Here is a 25905-nt window from a genome sequence, read left to right as displayed (position 1 = left end):
GCATCGTGCTACCTCCGTACTTCGATTTCACTCCAACCCACCAAGGATAGATGACACCAGCCACCGAAAAGCACGCCACCATCGAACATGCGGGGGAAACGCGCTCCAACGAAATTCGTCGCCGCTTGGCCGCCGTTGAACCGCGTTCGCTGCGAACCTTTACGCCCACGTTGGCGGTCATCGCCAAGAGCGCGGGTTGCTACCACTGGACCCCCGAGGGTCGCAAGCTGGCCGACTTCACGTCGGGCGTGTTGGTGGCGAATTTAGGGCATAATCCCACCCGCTGGTGGCGGCGCGTGATGAGCTACCTGGCGCTGGACCGGATGCCGCAAACGGGCGACTTTTTTCAGGCGGTCACGCTCAACGCGTACAACGCCGTGACCGAGATCGAAACGGTGGCCACCGAACGATTGGTGGCGTTCTTGCAGAAACAACCCGGCAGCGAGCGATTGGAACAGGTGTTGTGGGCGGCCAGTGGCAGCGAAGCGATCCAGAAGGCGCTGTGGGCGGCGCTTGGACGGCGCCAGGGATCGGACATGATCCTGGCGACGCGCGGCGGATTTCACGGCAAGAAGGGTTTGGCGGGGGCGGTGACGGGCTGCGAGACCGATCCAGAGCGCGACGCGCGGGTGCGATTCATTGGCTTTCCGCGCGAAGAATGCGCCGATCTGGCGGCGCGCAAAAAGCCAATCGATCTGACGCCGTATGCGAACGAGTTGGAACAAATCGGCAAGGAGCTTGGCGGCCGCATCTGCGCGCTCATCACCGAGCCGTATCTGGGGGGCGGAGGATCGTACCATCCGCAAAAGGAATATCTGCAACTGCTCGATCATTTCTGTGAAGCGCACGACATCGTGTTCATTCTCGACGAAGTGCAGGCCAACTTTGGCCGCACCGGATCGGCGTTCGCCTTTGTCGACTATGGCGTTTCGCCCGATGTGGTGGTGCTGGGCAAGGGGCTAGGCAACGGCGTGCCGGTGAGCGCGGCGGTCGGCCCGGCCGAGTTGTTCACCACGATGCACTACGGGGCCGCGTCCGACACCTGGAGCGCCAACCCGTTGGCGAGCGCCGCGGTGCTGGCCACCCTAGACGAGTACGAACAGACCGACGTGCTGGCCCATGGGCGAGCGCTATCGCAGGTGCTGGAACAGGGTCTCGCGCGGCTCACCGAACTGGATAGCGTGGCTCGCGTGCGCGGCGAAGGGGTGGTGTGGGGCGTCGAGTGCGCGGCGGTCGGCGGGCGATCGGCGGAAGAGGTGGCCCGGGCCTGCGTCGAGGCGTGTTATCACGGCGACCAGACGGGGCGCGCGATTCATCTATTGGGCCCGCTGGCGGGCAAGGTGATTCGCATCAGCCCGCCGCTGGTGATGGAATTGGACGACGCGCGGCTGTATCTGGACGTGATGCACCAGTTGTTTGGCGAGGTGGCGCGGCGCTACCGCGACGCCTGATGGCGCGCGACCACACGCGTGGAGATGCCGCCACGCGGGGTGAAGGCGGCCACCAGCGTCAACTCGCGCGGGGCGAGCGCGGCGACGAGATCATCGAGAATGGAATTGGTGACGTTCTCGTAAAAGATGCCGTCGTTGCGAAACTGCTGCAAATAGAGCTTGAGGCTCTTGAGCTCCACGCACTTCTTGTCGGGGATGTAGGTGAAAGTGAGCGTACCAAAGTCGGGCTGACCGGTCTTGGGGCACACCGACGTGAATTCGGGGCAGGTGATCTCAATGGTGTAGTCGCGGCCTGGAAACTGATTGTCGAAAGTTTCCAGCATCGCCCGATAGTTTTTGGCCAAGGCAAGCGTCTCCGGCAGGCGTCCTTTTGCTTCAGAAATCATTGTGTCATCATGGGTTCATGACGAAAAGGGCGGTCCTATTACTGTCTGGCGGGCTCGATTCGGCCACCACCGGCGCCATTGCCAAGGCGGAAGGCTATGCGCTGGTCGCGTTGTCGGTCGACTATGGTCAACGACACCAGTTTGAACTGGAGGCCGCGCGGCGAGTGGCGCAGGCGCTGGGGGTGCAGCGGCACTTGATCGAGCGACTCGATCTGCGCGCGTTTGGGGCCAGCGCGTTGACGGCTGAGATCGCGGTGCCCAAGGGGCGCAGCGAGGCCGAAATGTCGAGCGGCATCCCAATCACCTATGTGCCGGCGCGGAACACGATTTTGCTTTCGCTGGCCTTGGGATTGGCGGAGACGTGCGGAGCGGCCGACCTGTTTGTGGGAGTGAACGCGGTGGACTACAGCGGCTATCCCGATTGTCGACCCGCGTTTATCGAGGCGTTCGAGCGGCTGGCGAACCTGGCGACCAAGGCAGGGGTCGAGGGGAGCGCGCCGTTTCGAATTCACGCGCCGCTGATCGAATTGACCAAGGCCGAGATCATTCGCCGCGGCGCATCGCTGGGGGTCGATTACTCGCTGACGTTCACCTGCTACGATCCCGACGCCAGGGGTCGCTCGTGCGGACAGTGCGATGCTTGCCGACTGCGGCTCAAGGGGTTCGCCGACGCGGGGCTGACCGATCCGATCGAGTATCAATCCGTGCCGAGCGCGCCGTGAAGATCGCCGAGATCTTTCATTCTCGTCAAGGGGAAGGGCTGCTCACGGGCCAAGAGAGCGTCTTTGTTCGCTTGAGCGGCTGCAACTTGCGCTGCTGGTTTTGCGACACGCCCTACGCCTCTTGGCGGCCCGAGGGCGCGGAAATGAGCGTGGCCGAGATTGTGGATGGCGTCCGTCAATTCGACGCCTGCCGGCATGTGGTGCTGACCGGTGGAGAGCCGATGATCTTCGACGCCATCGCGCCGTTGACGCATGAGTTGCGCCAAGCGGGCTGGCACATCACGATCGAGACGGCCGGCACCCAAGACCAGCCGGTGGCGTGCGACTTGATGTCGATCAGCCCCAAACTGGCAGGTTCGGCGCCGAGCGCGGAAGAGCATCCACGCTGGCACGCCCTGCACGAGACGCGGCGGCACGCGCCGGCGGTGATCGCGCGATTGATGCGCGACTATCCGCATCAGCTCAAGTTCGTCATCGACACGCGCGACGATTTGGAGCGGGTCGAGGCGTATCTCAACGAACTGGGAGAATTTGATCGCGACCGGGTGCTGCTCATGCCGCAGGGCACGACCGCCGAAGAGTTGGCCTCGCGCAGCGAGTGGATTGAGCGGTATTGCCAGGATCGGGGATACCGCTATTGTCCGCGGCGGCAGATCGAATGGTATGGCCTGGCGCGCGGCACCTGAGCGAGCGTGGCTGTCACCGCGATTTCCGTTCCGCGCTGCTACGACGACAGATCGCCGCCGCCACCGCCATAACCGGCGTGACTCTGTTGCGCCGGCGGCGCGTGCGGCGTCTGCGCGCGGTTGGCGCAGAAGAGGACCAGAAAGCCGCCAATAGCCACCATGATGATGCCGGCCATCATGCCGCCGAGCAGCGTGGGGCTCATCTCGCGATAAGCGCGATTGATGCCAATGGTGAAGAAGGCGTTGATGATCGGGGCAAAGCCAAACACCAGCGGCATGACATACGACGGCTTGCCGCCATAGGTGAAGGCCAAGATGATGCCCAGCGCCCCGATCGCGCCGAGGCTGCCTCCCGCCAGACTCCAGATGATGCCCGCGGCGTTCCAGGTTCCTTTTTCGCCGTACAGATTGAGCATCACAATCGGCACAATCACGGCGATGGCGAAATAAGCCAGACCAACGCAGATGAGCGGACGATAGCGGCTGTGTCCCATCGCCATCTGACCGCGGTGCAACACGGGGCCGTAGGCGCCCCAACAAAAGAAGGTCAGGCCAATGAACGCGAAGACGAGCAGTTTGTTGGTCACGATCAGATACCTCTGCGAACAGCGTTACGAAGACCTGACAACGGATCGGCCGCGGGAACGGCCCCAGCGGGCGTCCGTGCGGCAAAGTGTAGCAAATGGGGAGGCGTTTCGCATCGTCAGCCCGGCGGCACCGCTCAGTCTTGATGGGTTTGCTGATAGATGGCCTGCAACAAGTCCTGCACATCCTTGTACTTTTTCTTGGCGGCCAAGGCCTTATCGAGCAGGCGGCGCGCGTCGGAATCGGAATGGCCGAGTTGCCGCAACACGTTAAACGTCTCCGCAACCACATCGTGCTGCACGTCGGCCTCGTGCGGCGTCTCGCGCGCGGCCATCAAAGCGAACTTGGGAACCTTGCGACGGAGCTTGGCGACGATGCGCTCGGCGGTGGCTGGTCCCACGCCCGGCAAGGCCGATAGCCCCTTCACATCCTGCTCTTCGATGGCCTCGGCCACTTCGCGCACCGGTCGGACCATGGCGCGGAGCGCTTTTTTCACGCCCACGCCATCGACTGAGCAGAACAACTCGAAGAAATCGCGTTCGGCTTCGCTGAGAAAGCCGATCATCCGCGGCACCACGCGCCCCTGCATGGGATTGCCGTCGAGATACTCGATCGTGTGCAGGCTGACGTCGCGGCCGACTTCTTGCTGCAGGTGGCGGCGGGTGAACTCGGGGATCAGCACCTCATATTCAAAGGCGCCAATGGCGAGCGTGGCCACCTCGTCCGAGAGATCGGCCAGTCGGCCAGAGATCTTGGTAATCACAAATTTGCATCCATTGCTGACGGAATCATTGCGCGGCGCTGAGGCATCGCCGTGGCGGTAAACGGCTGCAATCATAACAGGTTGCGTCGCGGGCACAGGGGGCGGCACTTGTCCAATCATGACCACAAAGTAGAATCATTATTAGTTTGGAAGTTTGATACTTCTTACTTTCCACAAAGCACTTAGGCGCGGCGACGAACGACCGCAAACGTCTCAATATGGCGGTGAGTCATTTCGCCCTCGAAGAAGTCCGCGTGGCCCTGTCTCCCTCGGAGCGCTTCGAGGAGTATTTGCAGAGCCGTGGCAAGCGGACCACCAAGCAGCGGCGAATGATCGTGGAGCAGATCTTCGCCAGCCACGATCATTTCGACGCCGACGACTTGCTGCTCATCCTGCAGCGAACGCTAGGGGTCAAACGGGTTAGCCGACCCACCGTCTATCGCACCTTGACCGAATTGGTCGACGCGGGCCTCTTGCGCAAGATGAGCCTGGCCGGCAGAGCGGTCTACGAGCACGACTACGGTTATCCGCAGCACGATCACCTGTACTGCCAAGAGTGCGAAAAGCTGGTCGAGTTTCACAGTGAGGAAATCCACGACATCGCCGAGGCCGCCGCCCGCGAACATGGATTTCGATTCTTGGGCCATCGTGTGCTGGTGACCGGTGTTTGCGGCGATTGCGGCCGAAAGAAGCGGGCCCCGCGCAAGGTCGACCTGATTTAGCGCCGGCGCGAACGAACCGGATGGCGCGGCGGCGTGTCTCAATTGCCTGCCCTCCTCCCCTACCCTGCCGGTGAAACCGCCATGTATGTGCCAGGTTCTTTCGCGCAATGCGATCGGCCAACGATCGAATCGTTTCTGGCCCAGCACAGCTTTGCCACACTGGTCACCACCTCGGCTGGCGCGCCGTTCGCCACTCATTTGCCGCTGGCGCTCGATTCCACCTGGGGTGAACAAGGGGCCTTGGTTGGGCATCTTGCCCGGGCGAACCCGCAGTGGCGCGATTCGGAGGGGCAAGAAGCGCTGGCGATCTTCGCCGGCCCGCACGCCTACATTTCTCCCGCCTGGTACAAGGCCGAGGCGGTGGTGCCGACTTGGAACTATCTGGCGGCGCATGTCTATGGCCGCATCACCTGGCTGCACAACCCAGACGAATTACTGTCGATTGTTGGTGATGCTGTCCTACAGTACGAGGGCGCCGACGGCTGGCAGTTTGATGCCGGAACCGAGTTTGCCAAAAAATTGGCCGCGCAAATTGTTGGACTGCGATTGGAAATCAGCCGGGTAGAGGCGAAGTGGAAACTGAGCCAGAATCAACCGCCCGATCGGCAGCAGCGGGTGCGCGCGGCGCTAGAGTCGCTGGGGGATGAGAATTCGCGAGCGGTCGCCGAGGCGATGCGTCAGTGGCAGACCCACGCCAACGGTTAGCAGACCGGGAGTCTATTCGCCGGGCTGCGCGAATTGCAGGCAGCAATTCGCAAGATCGCGACATGGGTCGTGATGTTGCGTGCCGCGGCAGCGTAGCTGCGCTCGCGGCGAGAGGGAAGAATGCCACGACGGTTTTCTTCCCCAGGCTGTCAGTCGCCGCTGGGGCTGCTGCGATGGAAGTGAACGTGCTTCCATTCGCCATTTTGATTGTGCCAGATGCGGGTTTCGTTGTAGGCCAGCGTGACCGGTTGGCCATTGCCGTCGAGTTGCTGAATGAGCCGGGTGTAGGTGACTAGCGCGGCGTCTCCCATGATGCGCACCTGGGGCGCGGCGAGGGTGATGTTCTTGGGTCCGCGCGAGGCGCCGAGATCGAAATAGAACTGGTGAAACGGCATCCCCTCGACCAGGTGGCCATTGGCTTCGGGTTCGAAGCAGGTGAGCCCCGGATCGCACAACTTGGAGTAAGTGGTCCAGTCGCCAGCGGTGATCGAGTCGAGCAGCGCGTGGGTGAGGTTCATCAGGGTGGCTTCGGCGGTCATTCGTCCTCCTCAATGGCTTCCAAGAGTCCCAATCGCGCAAGCTTGGCGCGGCATTCATCGCGTTCTCGGTTCTTGGCGTGCGCGCGCCACGATTCGTCCTGCACGGCCAGAAAATCTTCTTCCGTCGCGGCCACGCGCTGCTCGGCGCGCAATCGCCGCACGAGGCGCGCGACAACCTCTTGATCGAGCCGAGTGAGAAACAGGCCGTTCATGCGGTAGTCGACAAAAGCCTCCCACACGAGCGGAAAGAGCGGCGCCACGATCTGCTCGCCAATGGCGCAGGCGTATTGACGAATCTCCCATTGCGCGTGCGAATCCATCCGCAGCGAAAGAAAGTGCAGCAGATTGTGCAGGTCGATCTTCCAGTACGCCTCGGTGTAAGTGGCAAGCGGCAAATCCTTGCGGGCCTGCTCGCGGGCCACGCCCGCCTCAAGGCGTTCTTCGTACACGCGTCGGGCGGTGGCCTGAAAATCGCGCTCGGCGTCGGAAAGCTGCCGGCCGACCTCGGCGGGCATGAACCCCTCGCTCCCCTGCCGATTGGAGGCGGATTGAAAGCGCCACTCGTCGGCCGGGGTGTGCTGGGCGGCGTCGATCGCAATGGAGTAGCGGGTGGAGTATTCGTTCACGCTGGCCGAGCGGTGGCGGATCCACTGTCGCCATGTGTCCATCGGCACGCGCACCAGCAGCTTGATTTCGGCCATTTCAAAGGGGGTGGTGTGCCGATGGCGCAAGAGATAGCGGATGAGGCCGCGATCGTCCGAAACCTTGCGCGTGCCGGCGCCATAGCTGACCCGCGCTGCGTCGACCACGGCGCGATCGTCTCCCATGACATCGACCAGCGCGACGAATCCATCGTCGAGAACGCGAATCTTCTTCCAGCGCAACGAGGCGATGAGTTCGGCACGTTGAGTTTCGGTATCCACAATCTTTCTCCTCCCTGGGCGATTGCGGATTTTAGCGTTTCGGCCTTGGCCGCGACACCCGCCGATGGCGGCTACCAGTCAGCGGGCGGGATTACTTCGACCGGCCCATCGGTTATGCTCAAGCGCAGACACGTGTGACGACTTGGGAGGCCTCACCGCATGATAGTGCGCGCGCTCGATCGACGAGAATTTCTGGCTGCTGGTTTGGCGGGCGCCATCGCCCATTCCGCGGTGGAATCGGCGCGCGGCTATGCCGCGAACGACGCCGTGCGGATCGGCCTGATTGGGTTTGGCGGCCGTTGCCGGCAACTACTGCGGGCGCTTGTTAAGATTCCGGGCGCGACGCCCGTCGCGGTTTGCGACGTGTTCGACGAACATCTGGAGGCTGGCCGGCGGGCGGTTGGCGACTCGGGTTTCGTCACCAAGGAATATCGCGCGCTACTTGACCACAAAGACATCGACGCCGTGCTGATCGCCACGCCCGACCATTGGCACGCGCCAATCACGGTGGCAGCCTGCGCGGCGGGCAAAGACGTGTATGTCGAAAAGCCACTCACGCACGACGTGAGCGAGGGCGCGGCGGTGATCGAGGCGCAGAATCGCCACCAGCGCATCGTGCAAGTCGGCATGCAGCAGCGGAGCATGCCGCAGTATCAGCAGGCGCGCGAGATCATCCAGGCGGGTCGGTTGGGCGAGATTCACAAAGTGCGCTCCACCTGGAACCGCAATACCCCGCGAGCGCAACAGGGACGCATCGACATCGATCCCAAGACGGTCGATTGGCAGTCCTTTCTGGGCAGCGCGCGTCAGCAGCCGTTCGATCCGTATCGATTTCGGCAATGGCGGTGGTTTTGGGATTTTGGGGGCGGCGTGTTCACCGATCTGATGACGCACCAGCAAGACATCATCAACTGGTGCTTGAATCTGGAACAGCCGGCGCTGGCCGCCAGCTTGGGAGATCATGTGAACGACGGCGGCCTGTGGGAAACGCCCGACAGCGCGCAGACATTGGTTCACTACCCCGACAAGAAACTGCAAGTGACTTTTGAGGCCACGTTCGCCAACGCGCGAAACGGCGCCATGATCGAGTTCATGGGGAGCGAAGCGACGCTCTACGTCGATCGCGGCCGCTTTGAGCTCATTCCGGAACGAAAGAGTAAAACTCAGCCCGCCGAGTTGGTGCTGGGCGATGGCGGCAAAGGGCAAGATTTTTACGCCAACCCCGATGGCGAACTGCTGCACCTGACGAACTGGCTCGATTGCGTGCGCAGCCGGCAACGGCCGATCGCGCCGGCCGAGGCGGGGGTGGCGGCGGTCTGGGCGCCACACCTGGCGAATCATTCGCTGCGCAGCGAGCGGGCGGCCCGTTGGACCGATCTAGTCAAACAGGAAGGACAGCGCACATGACGCAGGTGCTTTTGCGAGTCGATGGCGAAGTGCAGCGCCCCCTGACGCTCAACTTTGAGGATCTGGCCGCGATCCCCGAACAATTTCCCGATGTGGGCCGCGTGGTCGCTGGCCGAAAGGGAGACGCGGTCCCGCTGGAGGCGCTGATGATTTTGGCAGGCGCCAAGCCGTCGGCCTCGTATCTGACACTGCACGCCACGCGAGACGATTTCCATGCCAGCGTCCCGCTCTCGGCAGTGCGCGTGGCGGGTTTGTTGGTCTATCGGCTTGACGGCCAATCGTTGCCGGAGAAATCGGGAGGCCCGATCCGTTTTTTGGTTCCGGAAGCGGCAGTTTGCCAGTGCGCGGAGGTCGACGAATGCGCGAACGTCAAGTACGTCGATCGCATTGAACTAACTGCCACGCGCGGCTATGACAACCGACCGGTCGACGACAAAGCGCACGCCGAGTTGCACGCTCGCAAGGCGAAGTAGCGTCACATTTCGCGATCCACGGCTTGGGCCACACGACGGCATCGCTCGACGACCTCTTTGAACTGCGGGAAATTGAGCGACTGATAGCCGTCGGACATGGCGCGTTCTGGCTCGGGATGCACTTCGAGGATCAGGCCGTCGGCGCCGGCGGCAACGCTGGCCAGGGCCATATCGGCCACCAGATACGTGTGGCCGGTGCCATGGCTGGGATCGACGACCACCGGCAGGTGCGTTTTGGCGCGGAGGTACGGCACGGTGGCCAGCGGCAAGGTGAAACGGGTGTGCGACTCGAAGGTGCGAATGCCGCGTTCGCAGAGCATCACGTTGGGGTTGCCGGCGTCCAGAATGTATTCGGCGGCGAGCAGCAATTCTTCCATCGTGGCGCTGGGGCCGCGTTTGAGCAGCACCGGCGCCGGCGATTTGCCGGCCGCTTCCAACAAGCGATAGTTTTGCATATTGCGCGCGCCGATCTGCAGCACATCGGCGTAGCGTGAGACTAGATCGACATCTTCGGTGGCCATGACCTCGGTGACGATCGCCAGGCCAGTTTCGTCGCGGGCGGCGGCCAGCAGTTTGAGCCCTTCTTCCTTGAGCCCCTGGAAGCTGTAGGGGCTGGTGCGCGGCTTGAAGGCGCCGCCGCGCAGCGCCGTGGCGCCCGCCGCCTTGACCGCGCGGGCCGCGGTGAGGATTTGTTCTTCGCTCTCCACAGAGCAGGGACCGGCGATGACGCCGATGTGTTTGCCCCCCACCGTGAGGCTGCCGGCGCGAATGACGCTGCGCTCGGGTCGCAGTTCCAAGCTGGCCATTTTGTACGGGGCGAGGATGGGGATAACGTCGGCGACGCCGGGGCCGGTGGCGAGCGAGTCTTTCATGTCGCTGCGTTTTTCGCCAATGGCAGCGATCACGGTGCGTTCGACCCCCACAATCACATGGGCCTTGAGCCCCAAGCTTTGAATGCGTTCGACCATATGGTCGATCTGTTCGCGGCTGGCGCCGGGTTTCATGACAACGATCACAGGTGGTCTCCTTTTCGGTGGCAAATTGGCTGTTAGCGGCGGATGTAGAGCAACAAAAAAAGCCCAGCGACTTTGCGGGTCGCGGGGCTTGTTCGGAGTGCAGTCGCAGTCTTGTCGAGGTTACAAACCTCCTCCGGCCCCGCTCGTGAGCGGGCTAAAGTAAAAGTAAAACCAGAAGAAATTCGTGGCGCTCGACATGTTGCCTATTGTGCGCGGCGGCGGGCGCGCGTTCAAGCGCCGGCCGCGCGAAAAAATGGGCCACGGCCGGGTCGCGCCGCCGTCACACTGGGCGAGGACTAAGGCCGGCGCCGGATGTGCCGTGCCTGCTTGGCGCTCCGTGCCTTGCGCCTGTGCGAATTGTCGCGGCACGGCGCCAGCAAAACCCCCGGATGGATGTCGTTTTGGCGGAATCTTCGTTTTCCGTTGGGACGATCGAACTATTAACTGCCCTTGGGGAACCGGCACGCCGCGCGATGGCGTGTACGGTCTGGCCGGTGGATTCGGCCAAGCTGGCGTCGCCGCGCCGGTGGCGCCCCCTGAGGCGGCTTCACGGATGGCGACTGGCCTGCGCCGCCCCTGTGGCGGCGCAATCTGGTCGAGTGGTTGACAGGAAAGGAATTCCGGCGATGAGAGTGTTTCACTCATCGATCTTGGTGGTCGCCGCGCTTGCGATGGCGACGCATGCCGCGGCGCAAGACGGCATGTTCGGCTCACCCGCCATGCTGCCGCTACCGACCTCGGTCGCGCCGCCGGCGTCGACACCATATCTGCAGCCGGCTTACCCGCCGGGCATTGGCCAGCCGGTCTATCAACCCTACGTGGTGCAACAGCCGGTCTATGTGCCCGTAATGGCGCCGCAACCGGTTTACATGCCGGCGCCGGCGCAAATGGCGCCGCAGCAAACCGCGCCGCAAGCCATGCCGCAATCAGCGGGTGTGGCCCCGGCGCGCTACGAATACTCGGGGCTGATGAACGACGGCGGCGTGTTGCCGACCCCGACGCAGCAAGGGGCCGCGCCGCAAACGAGCTACTTCGAGGAGGCACTGGCCTCGCCGAGCGGCAGTTGCAACCCGTGTGGCGGTTGTGTGCCGTGCTGCCGGGACAAATGGTTTGGCGCGGTGGGCGGTTTGATCCTCACCCGCAATAATCCCAATCCGGTGTGGACCACTGCCGCGGTGAACAACAACCAAAACCAGATGATGAACACCGTCGACGCCATGGACAGTTGGCGTGGCGGCGGACTGTTGCGTTTTGGTTGCTGCCCTTGCTGCGGCGTGGCCTGGGATTTCACCTGGTGGTCGATCGCGCCGTTCCAAGCGACGGCCTTTGAGCGTGACCCGGGCAACTTGCTGACGCCGATCGACCTGTTTGGCGTGAACATCGGCGGGCAACCGGCCACGGCCTTCTTCGACAACGCGCAAGAACATCGCATCTGGCGGCGCGACACCATCAACAACTTTGAATGGAACGTCTATTCGACGCCGATGACGCTGCCCGGTCGACCATTGACCCTGACCTGGCTGACGGGTATTCGCTACTTCCAGTTCAACGAAGGGCTGATCTTTGGCTCGGTCGCGGGCGGGAGCGAATTTGGGCAAAACGGTGGCCAGAACGAGGCTTACATCGACTCGCAGGTGCGCAATCGCCTGCTGGGCGCGCAGGTCGGCACGATGGCCAACTGCTTCTTCCGGCCGCGCTTGAGCTGGTTCGGCATACCGAAGTTCGGCATCTACAATAACTGGGCCCACCAAGAGTTTTCGGTGTATCGCGGCGATGGCTTGCAGAGCTACGTGGTGAACTCGAACCAGAACATGGTGAGCTTTATTGGCGAGTTCTGGACGGGCCTCAACTGGGCGATCACTCCGCGCTGCAGCGTGTTTGGCGGCTACATGGTGATGGCAGCGTCGGGCTTGGCGCTGGCCGACACGCAGTATCCGCACTTCTTGGTCGATACGCCGGAGATCACGCACATCAAGGCGAACAACACGCTCATCCTGCATGGCGCCATGTTCGGCCTGCAGTTCGTGTTCTAGCAGCGCAAGCGTCACTCACTACTACGAGCATTGCGACAACCCCTCGACCAGCGGTCGGGGGGTTGTTGTTTTGATGGCTATTGAATTTCACCCTTGGCGGTATCGCTATCAATGAGAATGGTGCGCGCCTCAGTGCCCGAGCGAACGATGATCGTGCCGCTGGAATCGGCGACTCCATGCCCGGTGACCAATAGCGTGGCGTCTCCGCCGAGGTTCACCGTATCGAGTTGAACCTGGTAGAGATCGGCCAGGGAGACGTGATAGGGTTCGCCGGGGCGATCGGGATCAACGAGCGAAGCGATGGTGTAGCAATGCGTGCTGGCGTCGAACACGATGTTCTGCTGTTGGCTGCCGTGCCGCGCTCGAGCGCGCAACATCTCGAGATCGGCGACAATGCGCCGCGCGGCGCCCTCGGCGCGCTGCACGCACATCGAATGGGAGACGCGCGAGCCTGCCACCACCGCCAAGATCGAAATGACCAACAGCACGATGATCAACTCGACCAGCGTGTAAGCGGTTCGTGTGGTTGCGCGGCGCGACATAGGGCGTCGAAGCATGTACATGGATTGGGCCTATGCAAATCTAGGTCCCTCGGCTCGACTCGGCAGACGACACACAGTCAAGTCGCGTAAGGGTGGCTTGCTTGTCGCCAAAGCTGACCTAGAGTTGTGATGGTCGCTACGCAATGCCCCGGCGAAAGCGCTATGTTTTGCGTCGCCATCTTGCTGTTTGGCAGGACCGCTTCTCGCGCGGATTGCTGACTTTCGCTTCTCGAAATGGCCGCCGTTCTTTCGCGCCGTCTGGCTGTTGGTTAGCGCTATTCGCCAATGAAGCGACGTTTCCGATGAATGCAATGACACTCTCGCGACTTTCACATTGCGCTGTAAACGGCTATGTTCAATCCAACGTGAATACTCGCGTGAATGAGTTCGACGCATCGGCGTCATCCAGTCATTCGCGGCCACGATAAACATCCGCGCCGCTGCCAAACCAACGATCCCTGGATTGGCGGTCGCTCATCGCGATAGTCGAGCGAGCATGGCGCCGCGAAACACAAGAATCGTTCGAGTCAGGAGAATTTGCGATGGCAAAGAAATCAGCGATCAGCAAGGCTGAACACGTGCGTCAGATGATCGGCCACCTGGGAATGGATACGCGCCCCAAGGACATCATCGCCAAGCTGGCCGAGAAGAATATCAAAGTCTCGCCAGCGCAAGTGAGCAACATCAAGGCGGTGATGAAGAAGTCGGGCAGCAGCGGTAGCGGGCGCGGCCGTCGATCCGCGGCCGGATCGCTATCGATCGATGACCTGGTGGCGGCGAAGAAGCTGGCCGATCAACTCGGCGGCGTGGCCGCCGCGCAGCGCGCGCTGGATGCGTTGGCCCGGTTGCGATAGTCGATCGACTCGCTAACCGCCGTGCTTTGAATCGCAGCAGAGACACTGGCCGTGCCCCCTGCGTTCGCTACTGTGCTAGCGAGCACACAATTGCACACTGGCGGAGGGGCGTATTTTCGTGTGGCGCCCCCTGACGCGGAATGGGGCGCCAATCGTATAACTAAGGCTACCTTGCCGAACCAAAGTTCCTTCGTCGCCCAAAGAGGGTCAAGCATGGCTGTCGACCGAGAAAAGCAAATTGCCGAAGCCGAGGAGATTCTCGGCGATCACATCGACAAGATGGGCTTTGCCAAGGCCTTGTTCTTTGGCCGCTACATGAATGAGGCACTCCCCCCCTACCCCGACTTGCAGGCCGACGCCGAAACGAACCGGGCAGTCGAAGAGTTGAAGCAGTTTGCTCGCGATCACATTGACCCGGTGCAGATCGATCGCGAATCGCGGATTCCGGATGCAGTGACACACGGTCTGGGGCGGCTAGGGGTGCTGGGGGCCTGCCTGCCCAAACATGCTGGCGGCCGCGGCATGAGCCAAACGTCGTATTGCCAACTAATCGAAATCTTGGGCGGACATTGCGGCGGCACAGCGCTATTCGTCAACGCGCATCACTCGATCGGCCCGCGCGCGATTGTGCTATTCGGCACCAAAGAACAGCAAGAGAAGTTTTTGCCGAAGCTCGCCACCGGCGAGGCGATTAGCGCGTTCGCGCTCACCGAGCCCGAGGCGGGCAGCGACGCCGCCAACGTGCAGACGCTGGCCACCCCATCTCCCGATGGCCGTGGCTACATCCTCAACGGCGACAAGCGCTGGATCACTAACGGCGGCATTGCCAAGGTGCTGACGGTGATGGCCCGCACGCCGGTACCTGGAAGCCGCGAGACGAAGATCACGGCCTTCATGGTGACGCCGGACATGAAGGGCTTTGAGGTCATCGAAGAGCGGATGGACAAGTGCGGGGTGCGCGGTAGCGCCACGGGGCGACTGGCGTTTCGCGATATGTTCGTGCCCAACGAGAACATTTTGGGCGAGTTGGGCAGGGGACTGCGGATCGCGCTGACGGTGCTCGATTATGGTCGCACGACCTTTGGCGCCAGCTGCACCGGCGCGGCCAAGTTTTGCGTGGCCAAGGCAAGTGAGCACGCGTCGCGACGTGTGCAATTTGGCCAGACGCTGGGTTCGTTCGAGCTGGTCAAGGATAAGTTGGCTTATATGGCGGCCGGCGCCTTTGCCATGGAGTCCTGCACTTACGAGACGGCCGCGCTGATCGATTCGGGCGCGGAAGAGTACATGCTGGAAACGGCGATGCTCAAGGTGTTCGCCACCGAAGTGCTGTGGCGCATCATCAACGACACGATCCAAATCTACGGCGGCAAGGCCTACTTCACCGACGAGCCATTCGAGCGGATGATGCGCGACGGGCGCATCAACACCATTGGCGAGGGCGCCAACGACGTGCTCAAGTCGTTCACTGCCCTGGTCGGCATGCGCGACGTGGGACTCGAGCTGAAAGGGGTGCTCGACGCGCTCAAGAACCCGATTATCCATTTCGGCAAGATTGGCGGTTTTGCCGGTCGCCGGCTAGGCGCGATGCTCGCTTCGCCGGCGGTGGAAGTGCGTTCGATCGAACTCGAAGACGACGCCGCGCGACTAGGCAAGCTGGTCGGCCTTTTTGGCTCGAACGTGGAAAAGCTTTTGCGCAAATACCAAGAGTCGATCGTCGATCGCCAATATCAATTGGGCCGCGCGGCCGATGTGGTCATGGAACTGTACGCGTCGGCGTGTGTGATCAAGCGACTGGATCGCGCCCTGCGGGCCGAGTCGCATGCCGCCGGACATGCCGCCAGCCACGATCACCATGCAGCGGACGATCATCACGGCGCGAATGGGCATGGCGACGGGCAGCATGGCGGCCATGACCACCAAGCCGCGGCGGCGCAAGCCAATGGGCATGCTCCGGCGGAAACGAACGCCGGCGAGCGCCAGCAGGCGCTGGAGCTGGGACGCTACTATCTCAAGACGGCCGAACGGCGCATTCGGCGCCATTTGGCCGACATGTGGGACAACGACGACGAAGACACCACTCGCATCGCGAATCGACTCCTCGACTGAGGTCTTGCCGACCGCGCGAGGGCGCATGACGCGCGCGATCGTCGAGTTAGCCATTGGCGCGGCGATCGCCGCCACGCTAACCACCACTTGGCTGGTCGTTGGGTATCGCGTTCCCAGCGGGTCGATGGCGCCAGCCGTGCTCGGTGTGCATCGGCGGGTCGCATGCGCCGATTGCGGTTTGCCGCTGGCTATCGGCGGCGGAGCGGAGGATCAACTGCCATCCCTGGGCGCGCGGGCGATTTGCCCAAATTGCGGCGGCGCCACGCCGATCGACGACCTGCCCAACTGCGCTGGCGACCGACTGATCGCCTGGCCGAGCGCGTATCTGCTGCGGCCGCCGCGCCGCTGGCAAATGACCCTGTGCCGCGATCCAGACGACGCCACTCGCACGCTGCTCAAACGGGTGGTGGGATTGCCGGGCGAGACGATCGAGTTGCGCGGGGGAGACGCGCTGGTGAATGGCGAGATCGCGCGCAAGCCCTTGGATGTGGCGCAGAGACTGACGGCGCTGGTCCACGACTCGCGGTACATGGCGCCGGGGCGTGAGGCATGGCGCCCCGACACATCGCCCTCGGGCTGGACGATTCGGGCCGCAAGCTGGCAATTTGCGCCCCGACGTGCGGCGAGCGATTTCGATTGGCTGAGCTTTGTTCGTCCGATCGATAACACGCTTTCCTACAATTGCGGCGCGCCGCTGGTCGACAAGCACGCGGTTGATGATTGGATTGTCGAGCTGGATATCGCGTCGCTGCGGGGCGACCTGGCTGTTGAACTGAGTTCGCCACGAGGCGCTCTGCAGATTGAGCTACTGCGACAACAGCAAAAAGTAGAGCTAATCAGCGATGGCAAGCTGATCGCTTCACATTCGCTGGCGGCAGTGCCGCGGCGCATGGTGGCCGCCAACATCGATCGACAGGCAATTTGCGAACTTGATGGCAAGCTGCTGATCCAACAGCCAATTGAAAATAAAGTTCAGAGCGACCAAGCGGCGCGCATTGCCATCGGCGCGCGCGGCGGTGAAGTGTCGCTCGCGCGCGTCCGCATCGCCCGCGATATCCACTACTTGCAACCGCGCGGCGCCGTCGCCGCGATCTATTCGCTGGGCAAGGACGAGTATCTGCTGCTCGGCGACAACCCGGCGCTGTCGCACGACAGTCGTTACTGGCGTCGGCCGGGCATTGCGGGCGATCAATTGCTGGGCGCGCCGATCTGGGTTTTTCGCCGCGGCGAATGAGGCATCAGGGGAGCGGCGATTCGAGGCGGATGTGGTCGATCCAGATCTTGCGCGGCACGCCGAGGTCGATGACGAAAAACGACAGCGCGGCGATTTCATCAAGACGCATGAGCCGAGAATCAGGTGCGCTCTGCACATCGGCCAGCGATATGCGCAGCGTCTGCTCTCCGGGGTGGAGATGGAACATCCCGTTAAATCGATCGCGATAGTCATTGTTGTGCCGCCGATCTTGTATCTTGACGATCAGATCGAGCGGCGGTCCCTCGTCCAGCACAACATCGAGCGCCAGCGATTCGTAGATGCACCAGTCGGGAGGCGGGCACCAGAGCGTGATGCCCGGGTATTGGCCGGGGAGCAGTTGCAGTTCCAACGCCCAGTCCCCCTCGGTGGCGTGCTGGCCCATACGCCAGCCATATGCTTCATGGGGGTACCAGCGGTCTAGCTCTCGCTGACGCTCAAAGCTGGCCAGTCGCGGCAGTTCGGCATGTTGGCGATAGACGTCGGCAATCGTCGCCGAGCCGCGAAATACGCCCAGGCCTAGACCGGCCAGTCCCAGCAGCACGAGGCCAACTTGCGCCGCGCGCTCGCGCGATGACCACGCCGCCGCCAACGCAATCCCTGCCGCGGCGCCGCAGGCATCGGCGGCCAGGTCGGCCCAACTGGCGCTGCGGCCGGTCAGGGCCTGCCCCAGTTCGGCCAGCGCGCCAAACAAAGTCACCACCAAAAAAGCGCTGGCTCCCCGTGCAATTGGTCCGCCGATCCGCGATCCGTCGAGCAGCACATAGAGCCCGGCGGCCAACAGCGCGAACATGGGGGCATGCACCAGGTCCATCACCGCGCGATCGAGGCGCGAATCTGCCGGCAGCGGAACCAAGAGCGCCGCCAGGGCCACAATCGCCACCAGGATGACTGCCGCGCGTTTCATTTCAGGCTGGTGATCTTTGAGTACGTAGTTTTTGCAATGTCAGCGCACGGGATATTCGCTTGCCGTCGAACCACTTGAGGGTTTGGCGGTCGCGCCTGGACAAGCCAAACTCATCGGATTGACAATGCTCTGGACACTCCTGCCCGGGCAACCCACAATGCCAGCGGTTTGCGGCGGGGCGCCACATGGTCACTTCGACTGATATCGGCATGAGTGAATCGCGACGTGTGTTGGTTACGGGAGGCGCCGGATTTGTGGGCTCTCATTTGTGCGAGCGGTTACTGGCCGCTGGGCACGAAGTGGTTTGCCTCGACAACTACTTCACAGGCAGCAAGGCCAATGTTGATCCGCTACGTGCGAACCCGCGGTTTGAACTGATTCGCCACGACATTACACAGCCGATCCTGCTGGAAGTCGATTGGGTTTTCAACCTGGCGTGTCCCGCCTCGCCCAAGTATTACCAGAGCAACCCGATCAAGACGATCAAGACCTCGGTCACGGGCGCGCTGAACATGCTGGGGCTGGCCAAGCGGGTGGGCGCGCGCATCCTGCAGGCGAGCACCAGCGAGGTATATGGCGACCCGGACGTGCATCCGCAGCCAGAAACCTATTGGGGGCGTGTCAATCCGATTGGCATCCGCTCTTGCTACGACGAAGGGAAGCGCTGCGCCGAGGCGTTGTTCATGGACTATCACCGCAGTAATGAAGTCGACACGCGCATCGCGAGGATCTTCAACACCTACGGCCCGCGGATGGCGTTCAACGACGGCCGTGTGGTGAGCAACTTCGTGGTGCAAGCACTGTCAGGCAAGCCGCTGACGATCTACGGCGACGGCAGCCAGACGCGCAGCTTTTGCTATGTCGACGATCTGGTGGAGGGTTTGATTCGCCTGATGCAGTACAACGGCGCCGAAGCCAACCTGCCGCACAATCTAGGCAACCCTGGCGAGTTCACCATGCAGGAACTAGCCAACGAGGTGCAAAAACAAGTCGGCGGCCAGACGCGCGTGGTTCACGAACCGCTGCCCGAGGATGATCCCAAGCAGCGGCGGCCAGACATCGCCCGAGCCAAACAGAACTTAGGCTGGGAGCCCAAGATTCCGTTGGCCGAGGGTCTCAAGCATACGATTGCCGAATTTCGCGCGCGACTGGCGCGCGGCGGCCGTTGACGTGTCGGGCCGCTCGCGCCTGCGGGCCGCGTTATAGCTTGGGAGTCAGGCTTTCGACATTCGTGTCGAACACGCGCACCTGCTTCCAAGTTTCGCGGTTTTCGGCGATGAACTTGAGATGATCGGGGGCGGTTTGATAGACGTCGTGCGCGGCGCGGTCGACAAACACCACATGCAGGCCGACGTCGAAGTTGCGATCGTTCACGGGCCGGTCGAGTTCCTCGCAAACCGTGCCGCAAGCGAAGTACGTCACGCCCGGATGATTTACCAGATACTTCTTGCAGGCATCGACGAGCTTCTGCCGGTTGGCGGGAGTGCTGTCGTTGAGGGTGAAGAACACATTGTGGGCAAGCTGCATGGCTGGCTGCTTCTCCTCGGCGGCAAAGGCGGGGTGCTGACGGCTGGCGACCATCGCCAGCGTGCAAACGGAGAACAAGGCGGTCAGAATAGTCGCAAACTTCCAAGATTTCATGGGGGGCGTCTCCCAAAGTGTTTTAGTGGCCGAATGGACATGTCTCGCGTGCCGATTGTAGCCGAGTCTCGAGCCGCTTGCCTCTGACCGTTTTGATGGTTGCTCAAGATGCCAAACCAGACCAATCCCGCGGCGCCAGATCGTTGCTCCTGGCCTAAATCGCAGTTGATGCTCGACTACCACGATCAGGAGTGGGGGGTGCCGCTGCGCGATGATCGCGGCTTGTTCGAGTTTTTGGCGCTATCGGGAGTGCAGGCGGGCCTGAGTTGGGAGATTGTGCTGCGCAAGCGTGAGGCGTTTCGGAAGGCGTTTGACAAATTTGAGCCCGCGCGGGTGGCCCGCTACAGCGAGCGGCGCCTCGATAAGTTGTTGGCGAACACCGAGATTGTCCGCAATCGGGCCAAGCTGGTGGCGATCATCAAGAACGCCCGCGGTGTGCTCGCCATTCAAGAAAAGCATGGCAGCTTTGCCGACTACTTGTGGGGCTTTGTCGATGGGCGCGCGGTGGTGAACCGCTGGCAGTCGCGCGACGAGTTGCCGGCTAGTTCGCCACTATCGGATCGGGTCAGCAAAGAAATGAAGGCGCGCGGCTTTCAATTCGTGGGGACAACCATCTGCTACGCCTACATGCAGAGCGTGGGAGTGGTGAACGATCACCTGGCGAGTTGCTTTCGCCATGCGCAAGTGGGACGCAAGCCGCGTGCAGCCGCCAGGTAAGGCTTTTGCGGCGAATTTCTCCCGTAGCGGCGCCTATGCGTACACTGTTGGGGGCAAGACGGGGCGGCCACTGCAGGAGTCGACATGAATTCGCGCGATGAGCTGGGCGGAATTATTCACGTCTATCGCAAGTACGATCCGCAGCGGTTTCCCAGCCCGCGACAGGACGCGCCCGATCTGGTTTCTGGCGCCTTCGAACATTTGCTTATGACGGGCGATCTGCGCGAACTGACTGACGAGGAACTGGCCCGCGCCGTGCGTCTCGATCCCAGTCAGATCGCGGGTCTGGGACCAACGATTGAATCGCTCCGCCGCCTGCTGGAGGAGATGAAGCGCAAGATTTTGGAGACATACGAGACCGAGCGCGTGCTCAAGCTGGCGCGCGAGGAGTACGTGGCCGCCGGGCGCGGCGTTAAGCCCCCCAAGGCGCTACGCAAGCTCTTTCGTCAGGCGGTCGAAGAGGAGCAGTTGCGCGATCTAGAGCGACTGTGGTATCGCGCCGGGAGCGATCAATCGCGCTTTGCCAGCGAACTGATGCGTTTGATCTCGGCTCTGGGAGACAAATACGAGGTCGAGGAACTGGCGGCCAAATATGCCTTCACCGGTAACCAACGACTGACCGTGCCCGAGGCGCTGGAAATCAAGGAGAAGCTGGAGACGATCGATCGCCTGCTCAAACAATTGGAAGAGGCAGAGAAGAACGCGCAGATTGCGGTGATTGATCTGGAGGAGTTGAGCCAGTTTGTCGAGCCAGCCGACCTGGAGAACCTGGACGCGCTGCGGCAGCAGATCGAAGACTATGTGCGCGAGCTAGCGGAACGACAAGGCTTGGAGCGAACCAAGAACGGGCATTATGAGCTGACGCCCAAGGCGTATCGCTTGTTTCAAGGCAAGCTGCTAGAGCGGATCTTCAGCGACCTGGAAGCGGCGCGCTTTGGACGGCATCAGGGGCCGATCATCGGTGAAGGGGCCGTGGAGATGCAGGCCACCAAGGCGTATGAGTTTGGCGACTCGGTGGCCAACATGGATATTCCGGGCTCGCTGGTGAACGCCATGCTGCGATCTGGTCCCGGCCTGCCGGTGCGAATGCGCGCGGACGACATCGAGATTCACCGCACACGGAACAGCCCCAAATGCGCCACTGCGGTGCTGATGGACATGAGTGGCTCGATGCGCTATGGGATGCAGTATGTGAACGTTAAGCGCATGGCGCTGGCGCTCGACGGGCTGATCCGCCGCGAGTATCCGGGGGACTACTTGCAGTTTGTCGAGATGTTCACCTTCGCCAAGCCGAGGCATGCCAGCGAAATCGGCTCGCTGCTACCGAAGCCGGTGACGATCTTCGAGCCGTGGGTGCGGTTGAAGGCCGACATGAGCGATCCGGAACTGAGCGAGCAGCAGATTCCGCCGCACTTCACCAACATTCAGCACGCACTACTTGTTTCGCGGAGGTTCTTGGCGGCGCAGGACACGCCGAATCGCCAGATCATCCTCATCACCGACGGCCTTCCGACGGCCCATTTTGAAGATGAAACGCTGTACATGCTGTATCCGCCCGACCGGCGCACCGAGTCGGCGACGATGCGCGAGGCCTTGGAATGTCACCGGGCAGGGATCACCATCAATATTTTCTTGCTGTCAGGATGGTCGCAATCGAGCGAAGACATTCAGTTCGCCTACCGCATGGCCGAGTCGACCAAGGGGCGCGTCTTTTTCGCGGGGGGCCGCGATCTGGATCGATATGTCGTGTGGGACTATCTGAAGCGGCGGCGGCAGATCATCTCGTAACACTCAGCGCGCACGAGGAGTCAATCGTCGATTGCCGACCCGCCAAGCTGGTCGATGCCGACTCCGGAGGCTGTTGGCAGTCGTAACTGGTCTATCGGATTTGGCGTTAGCGGCTTGCGAAATAGGTCAAACGGGCGATGGGCATTACTTTTGCAAGCCACTGAGGCGCCGTGTACTGACACGGTTGTAGTCGCCTCAACAGAAGGAGCTTGTCATGCGCCGCCGGAAACACTTGTTCGTGTTACTTTCTTCACTAACCGCCACCGCGTTAGGTTGGGGCGCCTGGGCCTTGGCCGATGATCCAGCGCAGCCGGTCGCCGCTGAACTTGCCCAGCCGGCAGCCGACCGGCCAGCCGAGCCCGCGACGCCAACGAATCAATTTGCCGAAGCGGATGCAGCAGCGCCTGCGGACCAACAGCAACCGCCTGCCGCTGACAAGCCGCAACGGCATACGGTGAATCGCCCGACGGGGGAGTCGCCGCACATGCAAGCGATGCACGAATGTATCCAAGCTTGCCGCGAGTGCGCGCAGATCTGCAACCGCGCTTCATGGTACGCCTACAACCAAGCGGGAACCGATCAGGCCTTGCGCGATGTGCAACAGCTTACGGGCGACTGCCAGCGGTTTTGCGATTTTGCCGTGCAGATGATGGAGCGGCGTAGCCCGCTGATGGGAGTCTCTTGCGGAGCGTGCGAGACCGCCTGCTCGGCCTGTGAGATGGCGTGCGAAGCGGCCGGTGGCAACAACCAATTGCTCAAGGATTGCGCTGAGGCGTGCCGCAAATGCTCCGAGGCTTGCAAGCAGATGGTCAATACCATGGGAAGCGGCGAGCACGCCGAACACGCGGAAGGGGCCTCGCCGGACGCGCCAGCGTCATCCGAGCAACAGCCGGCCCAGCCGCAACGTTAGTTGGAGTGGTCAGGCGAACGAATTGCGCGCCAGTCCGGCCCAGGCCACGAGTTGGCTTAGTCAGCCGGTTGCGCGCGCCGGCGAGGTGGATTACATTGGTGGTCCCCTGGTCGCCGAGGCCAGATGATTCGATCGATTGCACCGCATTGTCAACGAGATGGCCCAACGCTCTGTCGCCAAGCGCGCCTGGTACTGGTGGCTGCACATGATTTGCAGGCTCATTGGTCTGAGCCTGTTTCGGATTCGCGCCACTGGTCGACGGCATGTGCCGGATGCCGGAGGCGCCTTGGTGGTATGCAACCATCAAAGCCACCTCGATGTGTTGGTGGTGGGCTTGTCGTTCGACCGCCGCCTGAACTATTTGGCGCGGCAGTCGTTGTTTCGTTTTCCACCGCTGCGATGGCTGATCTCGTCGCTGGACGCGATTCCGATCGACCGCGACGGCACCGGCCTGAGCGGCCTGAAAGAAACGCTGCGCCGGCTGAAGAACGACGAGCTGGTGCTCATCTTTCCGGAAGGAACACGCACGCCCGACGGCCATGTGCAACACTTCAAGCCAGGCTTCACCACGGTGGCGCGGCGGGCCGGAACGCCGATCATTCCCTTGGCGCTCGACGGCGCGTTCGACTGTCTGCCGCGCGACGCCGTATTGCCGTGTCTGACGGCGATCGATGTGGTGATTGGCATGCCCATTATGCCAGAGGAGATCGCACGCTATTCGGAGCGGGCGCTCGGAGAGGAAGTGGAACGCCGCGTGAGAGCGTGCATGCAAACGGCGCGCGAGAGACGATTGCGTCGGACACGGCCGTGGGGAGCGCCGCTCAAGCCCCGCCCGCAGGAAGTCAGGCCGCGTGACGCGAGTCGCCGTTTGTGCCCCGAGACCGCAGCGGATCGTATCCCAATCGGCGCATGACGTCTTGGCAGGCGGCGGTGATCACACGCACGTCGGCCGCGGTGAGCAGCGCGATCAATTGGTCGTTCACGCCGCACTCGATCGATGTGCCCGCCAACAGCTCCGGAGAATAGTCCAACTGGCAGTGTGCGCACACCGCCGCGAGCGTGCCGCGTGGATTGTCGACCAGTTCTTCGTAATGGATGATCAGTAATCGTCGCAGGTGCTGGCTATCAGTCAGCAAAGTCTCGTAACCGCCTGCCCAATGAGCGGCCTGTTCCGCGACGGTGCCCCATTTATTGCGCTTTTTCGCGTTGGCGCTCAGATTGGCGTACGGAGAACGCACAATCGCGACGAATGTGGCATCGGGAAACAGGGCCTGCAGGTAGCGGCTACGGACCAGATTGGGCGGGGATTTTTCGCACAACCGCTTGTTCGAGTCGACCATTGCCGCGTGGTACGCCGCATGAACGAGTTGCCAATCGTCGGCGGCCACGTCGGCTTCGGTGAGCCGATACTTTGGCAGATAGCTGGGATGCGCAAAGCAACTGGCGTGATCGCTGGGCCGCAGCTTGGCCGGCAGGCTCGTTAACTTATGCCCCTCGGAGATGTTGTAATCGCTGAGATACAACATGCTCGTCTCATGCTTGCGGCGCGGCGCGCTGGTCGGAACTTGAATCGCCGACAATTGGGGATGGCGAGACAGGCAGAGATAAAGCAGGCTGGTGCCGCTCTTGTTCAGACCCAACACAAAGATGGGTCGGCATACCTCATTCTGCATCACAAACTCCGGATGGTTCGCCCTTTGCGCCTGTTGATATTCGACCATCACCACAGGGCTGCTACTCACAAAATCCGGAGTCAGTGAGATTGCGCAAGATCCGCAGGTTTGTCAAAAGCCATAGAGTCTGTGCTGGCAAATAGATGAGGTTGGTTTAATGCACCTCGCGCATCTCGGCAAGAGAAGGCCGGCAATCGAGGCAAACTGCGACGGCGATTGTCATTGTGGATATGCTGGCGCGCGAACCAGCGCATTTGCGTTGCCCGGCGCCAGTTGGCGCAGCGTTGACTACTCTTCGAACTCCTCGCCCGCGTCGTCCTTGCTGCGCAGTTCTAGCACCACGCTCTCTGATTCCGTTCCTGCTAGCGGATAGTGGACGCGGCGGCGCAAGACAAGTTCTCGCAAGAGTCCCAACTGCCGCGCCTCGTGACGTTCTTCCGTCCAGCGCGGCCCCTTGATCAGCAGCAATCGCTGAAATTGCCCCCAGTGCGGCGCCAGCCACCGCAAGATATCCTTGAGCGGGCCAACCGCGCGGGCGATCAAGGCATCGAACTGTTGATCGACCAGCAAGTCTTGTACCCGGCGCGCGTACACCTGAATGGGTAGCCCGAGGTCCGCGACGATTTGTTCGAGCACGCGGGCCTTCTTGGCCATCGATTCGCAAAGGTCTACGCGCACATCGGGCCGGGCGATCGCAATAAGGACGCCCGGCAGGCCGCCGCCCGAACCGAGGTCGAGGACGTGTTCGCCGGTTTCCAGAAGGCTGGCGACGGCCAGGGCGTCGACCACGTCGCGTCCAACGAATTTTTCGTAGGTGGTGTGCCGCGTGAGATTGAGTTTGGTGTTCCACTCCCACAGCGCGAGCGCATAGCGCTCCAATAGCTCGATTTGCTCGCCTTCGAGCGCGATGCCATGCCGCGCAAGCGTTTGGCGTAAGTCGTCTTGCACTGGACTAGTGGGGGGTTCGTTCACCAGGCTTCTCTCGCAACGCGGACCTTGAATTGAGTCAAACCGTGAATTATAGCCGGCTTTGGTTACAACGGCGGGCGCCGTCGCGTTGCAAACCTCGGCGCGGCGGGCTACGCTGCCACGAGTTGCCCTCCT

The 25905-nt window shown here is 62.1% G+C and carries 27 protein-coding genes; 16 read left to right on the top strand and 11 right to left on the bottom strand.

What is annotated here, in order from left to right; all coding sequences use genetic code 11:
* Positions 1-50: 50 nt before the first annotated feature.
* Entirely contained in the window at positions 51-1451 is a 1401-nt protein-coding gene (locus tag K1X71_10105; protein MBX7073487.1) for an aminotransferase class III-fold pyridoxal phosphate-dependent enzyme, read from the top strand.
* On the opposite strand, the gene queF is transcribed toward K1X71_10105, so the two are convergent.
* Positions 1436-1837 (bottom strand): preQ(1) synthase, encoded by a 402-nt coding sequence (queF, locus tag K1X71_10100; protein ID MBX7073486.1) that lies wholly within the window; start codon positions 1835-1837, stop codon positions 1436-1438. The genes K1X71_10105 and queF overlap by 16 nt on opposite strands.
* A gap of 17 nt (positions 1838-1854) precedes the next feature.
* Between queF and queC the strand changes: the two genes are divergently transcribed.
* Both queC and K1X71_10090 read left to right on the top strand, forming a co-directional pair.
* The gene (gene queC, locus K1X71_10095; protein ID MBX7073485.1) at positions 1855-2559 is read left to right on the top strand and encodes a 7-cyano-7-deazaguanine synthase QueC; all 705 of its coding nucleotides are present in this window, start codon (positions 1855-1857) and stop codon (positions 2557-2559) included.
* Positions 2556-3245, top strand: a complete 690-nt coding sequence (locus tag K1X71_10090; GenBank protein MBX7073484.1) for a 7-carboxy-7-deazaguanine synthase QueE — start codon at positions 2556-2558, stop codon at positions 3243-3245. The genes queC and K1X71_10090 overlap by 4 nt, the downstream gene beginning before the upstream one ends.
* A 38-nt stretch (positions 3246-3283) precedes the next feature.
* Here K1X71_10090 and K1X71_10085 read toward each other — a convergent pair whose 3' ends face one another.
* Both K1X71_10085 and K1X71_10080 read right to left on the bottom strand, forming a co-directional pair.
* Positions 3284-3832 carry a hypothetical protein gene (locus tag K1X71_10085; GenBank protein ID MBX7073483.1) on the bottom strand — a complete coding sequence of 183 codons (549 nt, stop codon included), beginning with the start codon at positions 3830-3832 and terminating at the stop codon, positions 3284-3286.
* A gap of 134 nt (positions 3833-3966) precedes the next feature.
* The gene (locus K1X71_10080) at positions 3967-4593 is read right to left on the bottom strand and encodes a Holliday junction DNA helicase RuvA (GenBank protein MBX7073482.1); all 627 of its coding nucleotides are present in this window, start codon (positions 4591-4593) and stop codon (positions 3967-3969) included.
* A 218-nt stretch (positions 4594-4811) separates the two neighbouring features.
* Here K1X71_10080 and K1X71_10075 point away from each other — a divergent pair, with 218 nt between their 5' ends.
* Positions 4812-5315: a transcriptional repressor gene (locus tag K1X71_10075; GenBank protein MBX7073481.1), complete on the top strand. Its 504-nt coding sequence runs from the start codon at positions 4812-4814 to the stop codon at positions 5313-5315.
* Positions 5316-5348: 33 nt separating this feature from the next.
* Positions 5349-6020 (top strand): FMN-binding negative transcriptional regulator, encoded by a 672-nt coding sequence (locus K1X71_10070; GenBank protein MBX7073480.1) that lies wholly within the window; start codon positions 5349-5351, stop codon positions 6018-6020.
* Positions 6021-6169: 149 nt separating this feature from the next.
* Here the strand turns inward: K1X71_10070 and K1X71_10065 are convergent, their stop codons facing one another.
* Both K1X71_10065 and thyX read right to left on the bottom strand, forming a co-directional pair.
* Positions 6170-6559, bottom strand: a complete 390-nt coding sequence (locus K1X71_10065) for a DUF4440 domain-containing protein (protein ID MBX7073479.1) — start codon at positions 6557-6559, stop codon at positions 6170-6172.
* Entirely contained in the window at positions 6556-7482 is a 927-nt protein-coding gene (gene thyX / locus K1X71_10060) for an FAD-dependent thymidylate synthase (GenBank protein ID MBX7073478.1), read from the bottom strand. Before thyX ends, K1X71_10065 begins: the two co-directional genes overlap by 4 nt.
* Before the next feature lie 159 nt (positions 7483-7641).
* Here thyX and K1X71_10055 point away from each other — a divergent pair, with 159 nt between their 5' ends.
* Positions 7642-8889 (top strand): Gfo/Idh/MocA family oxidoreductase, encoded by a 1248-nt coding sequence (locus K1X71_10055; protein ID MBX7073477.1) that lies wholly within the window; start codon positions 7642-7644, stop codon positions 8887-8889.
* Complete coding sequence (locus K1X71_10050) at positions 8886-9362, top strand: molybdopterin-dependent oxidoreductase (GenBank protein MBX7073476.1); 477 nt, start codon at positions 8886-8888, stop codon at positions 9360-9362. The genes K1X71_10055 and K1X71_10050 overlap by 4 nt, the downstream gene beginning before the upstream one ends.
* Positions 9363-9364: 2 nt before the next feature.
* Here the strand turns inward: K1X71_10050 and aroF are convergent, their stop codons facing one another.
* Complete coding sequence (aroF, locus tag K1X71_10045; protein ID MBX7073475.1) at positions 9365-10378, bottom strand: 3-deoxy-7-phosphoheptulonate synthase; 1014 nt, start codon at positions 10376-10378, stop codon at positions 9365-9367.
* 626 nt (positions 10379-11004) lie between these two features.
* Between aroF and K1X71_10040 the strand changes: the two genes are divergently transcribed.
* The gene (locus tag K1X71_10040; GenBank protein MBX7073474.1) at positions 11005-12411 is read left to right on the top strand and encodes a hypothetical protein; all 1407 of its coding nucleotides are present in this window, start codon (positions 11005-11007) and stop codon (positions 12409-12411) included.
* A gap of 77 nt (positions 12412-12488) precedes the next feature.
* Here the strand turns inward: K1X71_10040 and K1X71_10035 are convergent, their stop codons facing one another.
* A complete protein-coding gene (locus K1X71_10035) occupies positions 12489-12953 on the bottom strand; it encodes a prepilin-type N-terminal cleavage/methylation domain-containing protein (GenBank protein ID MBX7073473.1) in 465 nt (154 codons plus the stop codon).
* Positions 12954-13495: 542 nt separating this feature from the next.
* Here K1X71_10035 and K1X71_10030 point away from each other — a divergent pair.
* From K1X71_10030 to K1X71_10020, 3 genes are all read left to right on the top strand, one after another.
* The gene (locus tag K1X71_10030) at positions 13496-13807 is read left to right on the top strand and encodes a hypothetical protein (GenBank protein MBX7073472.1); all 312 of its coding nucleotides are present in this window, start codon (positions 13496-13498) and stop codon (positions 13805-13807) included.
* 213 nt (positions 13808-14020) lie between these two features.
* Positions 14021-15913, top strand: a complete 1893-nt coding sequence (locus tag K1X71_10025; protein MBX7073471.1) for an acyl-CoA dehydrogenase family protein — start codon at positions 14021-14023, stop codon at positions 15911-15913.
* 25 nt (positions 15914-15938) lie between these two features.
* The gene (locus tag K1X71_10020; GenBank protein MBX7073470.1) at positions 15939-17147 is read left to right on the top strand and encodes a S26 family signal peptidase; all 1209 of its coding nucleotides are present in this window, start codon (positions 15939-15941) and stop codon (positions 17145-17147) included.
* A 4-nt stretch (positions 17148-17151) separates the two neighbouring features.
* Here the strand turns inward: K1X71_10020 and K1X71_10015 are convergent, their stop codons facing one another.
* A complete protein-coding gene (locus K1X71_10015; GenBank protein ID MBX7073469.1) occupies positions 17152-18072 on the bottom strand; it encodes a VanZ family protein in 921 nt (306 codons plus the stop codon).
* Between the two features lie 185 nt (positions 18073-18257).
* On the opposite strand from K1X71_10015, the gene K1X71_10010 reads away from it, so the two are divergent.
* Complete coding sequence (locus K1X71_10010; protein ID MBX7073468.1) at positions 18258-19241, top strand: SDR family oxidoreductase; 984 nt, start codon at positions 18258-18260, stop codon at positions 19239-19241.
* 31 nt (positions 19242-19272) lie between these two features.
* On the opposite strand, the gene K1X71_10005 is transcribed toward K1X71_10010, so the two are convergent.
* Positions 19273-19599 (bottom strand): Dabb family protein, encoded by a 327-nt coding sequence (locus K1X71_10005; GenBank protein MBX7073467.1) that lies wholly within the window; start codon positions 19597-19599, stop codon positions 19273-19275.
* Positions 19600-19821: 222 nt separating this feature from the next.
* On the opposite strand from K1X71_10005, the gene K1X71_10000 reads away from it, so the two are divergent.
* The 4 genes from K1X71_10000 (at position 19822) to K1X71_09985 (ending at position 24041) form a co-directional block, all read left to right on the top strand.
* Entirely contained in the window at positions 19822-20430 is a 609-nt protein-coding gene (locus K1X71_10000; GenBank protein ID MBX7073466.1) for a DNA-3-methyladenine glycosylase I, read from the top strand.
* An 84-nt stretch (positions 20431-20514) separates the two neighbouring features.
* Entirely contained in the window at positions 20515-22218 is a 1704-nt protein-coding gene (locus tag K1X71_09995; GenBank protein MBX7073465.1) for a hypothetical protein, read from the top strand.
* Positions 22219-22432: 214 nt separating this feature from the next.
* Positions 22433-23128: a four-helix bundle copper-binding protein gene (locus tag K1X71_09990; GenBank protein MBX7073464.1), complete on the top strand. Its 696-nt coding sequence runs from the start codon at positions 22433-22435 to the stop codon at positions 23126-23128.
* A gap of 157 nt (positions 23129-23285) precedes the next feature.
* Positions 23286-24041: a 1-acyl-sn-glycerol-3-phosphate acyltransferase gene (locus K1X71_09985; protein MBX7073463.1), complete on the top strand. Its 756-nt coding sequence runs from the start codon at positions 23286-23288 to the stop codon at positions 24039-24041.
* On the opposite strand, the gene K1X71_09980 is transcribed toward K1X71_09985, so the two are convergent.
* Both K1X71_09980 and rsmG read right to left on the bottom strand, forming a co-directional pair.
* Positions 23971-24870 (bottom strand): sulfotransferase, encoded by a 900-nt coding sequence (locus K1X71_09980; GenBank protein ID MBX7073462.1) that lies wholly within the window; start codon positions 24868-24870, stop codon positions 23971-23973. The genes K1X71_09985 and K1X71_09980 overlap by 71 nt on opposite strands.
* 219 nt (positions 24871-25089) lie before the next feature.
* On the bottom strand, positions 25090-25749 hold the full coding sequence (gene rsmG, locus K1X71_09975; protein MBX7073461.1) for a 16S rRNA (guanine(527)-N(7))-methyltransferase RsmG: 660 nt from the start codon (positions 25747-25749) through the stop codon (positions 25090-25092).
* Between the last annotated feature and the right edge of the window lie 156 nt (positions 25750-25905).

This window comes from Pirellulales bacterium (genome assembly GCA_019694455.1).
Classification (GTDB): domain Bacteria; phylum Planctomycetota; class Planctomycetia; order Pirellulales; family JAEUIK01; genus JAIBBY01.
This window is presented reverse-complemented; position numbering and strand designations above follow the sequence as displayed.

Excerpts from the sequence above, each read along its gene's own strand:
- queC (MBX7073485.1), top strand. The coding sequence starts at position 1,855 with ATGACGAAAAGGGCGGTCCTATTACTGTCTGGCGGGCTCGATTCGGCC.
- K1X71_10010 (MBX7073468.1), top strand. The coding sequence starts at position 18,258 with ATGGTCACTTCGACTGATATCGGCATGAGTGAATCGCGACGTGTGTTG.
- K1X71_10025 (MBX7073471.1), top strand. The coding sequence starts at position 14,021 with ATGGCTGTCGACCGAGAAAAGCAAATTGCCGAAGCCGAGGAGATTCTC.
- K1X71_10005 (MBX7073467.1), bottom strand. The coding sequence starts at position 19,599 with ATGCAGCTTGCCCACAATGTGTTCTTCACCCTCAACGACAGCACTCCC.
- K1X71_10015 (MBX7073469.1), bottom strand. The coding sequence starts at position 18,072 with ATGAAACGCGCGGCAGTCATCCTGGTGGCGATTGTGGCCCTGGCGGCG.
- K1X71_09990 (MBX7073464.1), top strand. The coding sequence starts at position 22,433 with ATGCGCCGCCGGAAACACTTGTTCGTGTTACTTTCTTCACTAACCGCC.
- K1X71_09985 (MBX7073463.1), top strand. The coding sequence starts at position 23,286 with ATGGCCCAACGCTCTGTCGCCAAGCGCGCCTGGTACTGGTGGCTGCAC.
- K1X71_10000 (MBX7073466.1), top strand. The coding sequence starts at position 19,822 with ATGCCAAACCAGACCAATCCCGCGGCGCCAGATCGTTGCTCCTGGCCT.
- K1X71_10020 (MBX7073470.1), top strand. The coding sequence starts at position 15,939 with ATGACGCGCGCGATCGTCGAGTTAGCCATTGGCGCGGCGATCGCCGCC.
- K1X71_10050 (MBX7073476.1), top strand. The coding sequence starts at position 8,886 with ATGACGCAGGTGCTTTTGCGAGTCGATGGCGAAGTGCAGCGCCCCCTG.
- K1X71_10105 (MBX7073487.1), top strand. The coding sequence starts at position 51 with ATGACACCAGCCACCGAAAAGCACGCCACCATCGAACATGCGGGGGAA.
- K1X71_10055 (MBX7073477.1), top strand. The coding sequence starts at position 7,642 with ATGATAGTGCGCGCGCTCGATCGACGAGAATTTCTGGCTGCTGGTTTG.
- queF (MBX7073486.1), bottom strand. The coding sequence starts at position 1,837 with ATGATTTCTGAAGCAAAAGGACGCCTGCCGGAGACGCTTGCCTTGGCC.
- K1X71_10030 (MBX7073472.1), top strand. The coding sequence starts at position 13,496 with ATGGCAAAGAAATCAGCGATCAGCAAGGCTGAACACGTGCGTCAGATG.
- K1X71_10065 (MBX7073479.1), bottom strand. The coding sequence starts at position 6,559 with ATGACCGCCGAAGCCACCCTGATGAACCTCACCCACGCGCTGCTCGAC.
- K1X71_10075 (MBX7073481.1), top strand. The coding sequence starts at position 4,812 with ATGGCGGTGAGTCATTTCGCCCTCGAAGAAGTCCGCGTGGCCCTGTCT.
- K1X71_09995 (MBX7073465.1), top strand. The coding sequence starts at position 20,515 with ATGAATTCGCGCGATGAGCTGGGCGGAATTATTCACGTCTATCGCAAG.
- K1X71_10035 (MBX7073473.1), bottom strand. The coding sequence starts at position 12,953 with ATGTCGCGCCGCGCAACCACACGAACCGCTTACACGCTGGTCGAGTTG.
- K1X71_10040 (MBX7073474.1), top strand. The coding sequence starts at position 11,005 with ATGAGAGTGTTTCACTCATCGATCTTGGTGGTCGCCGCGCTTGCGATG.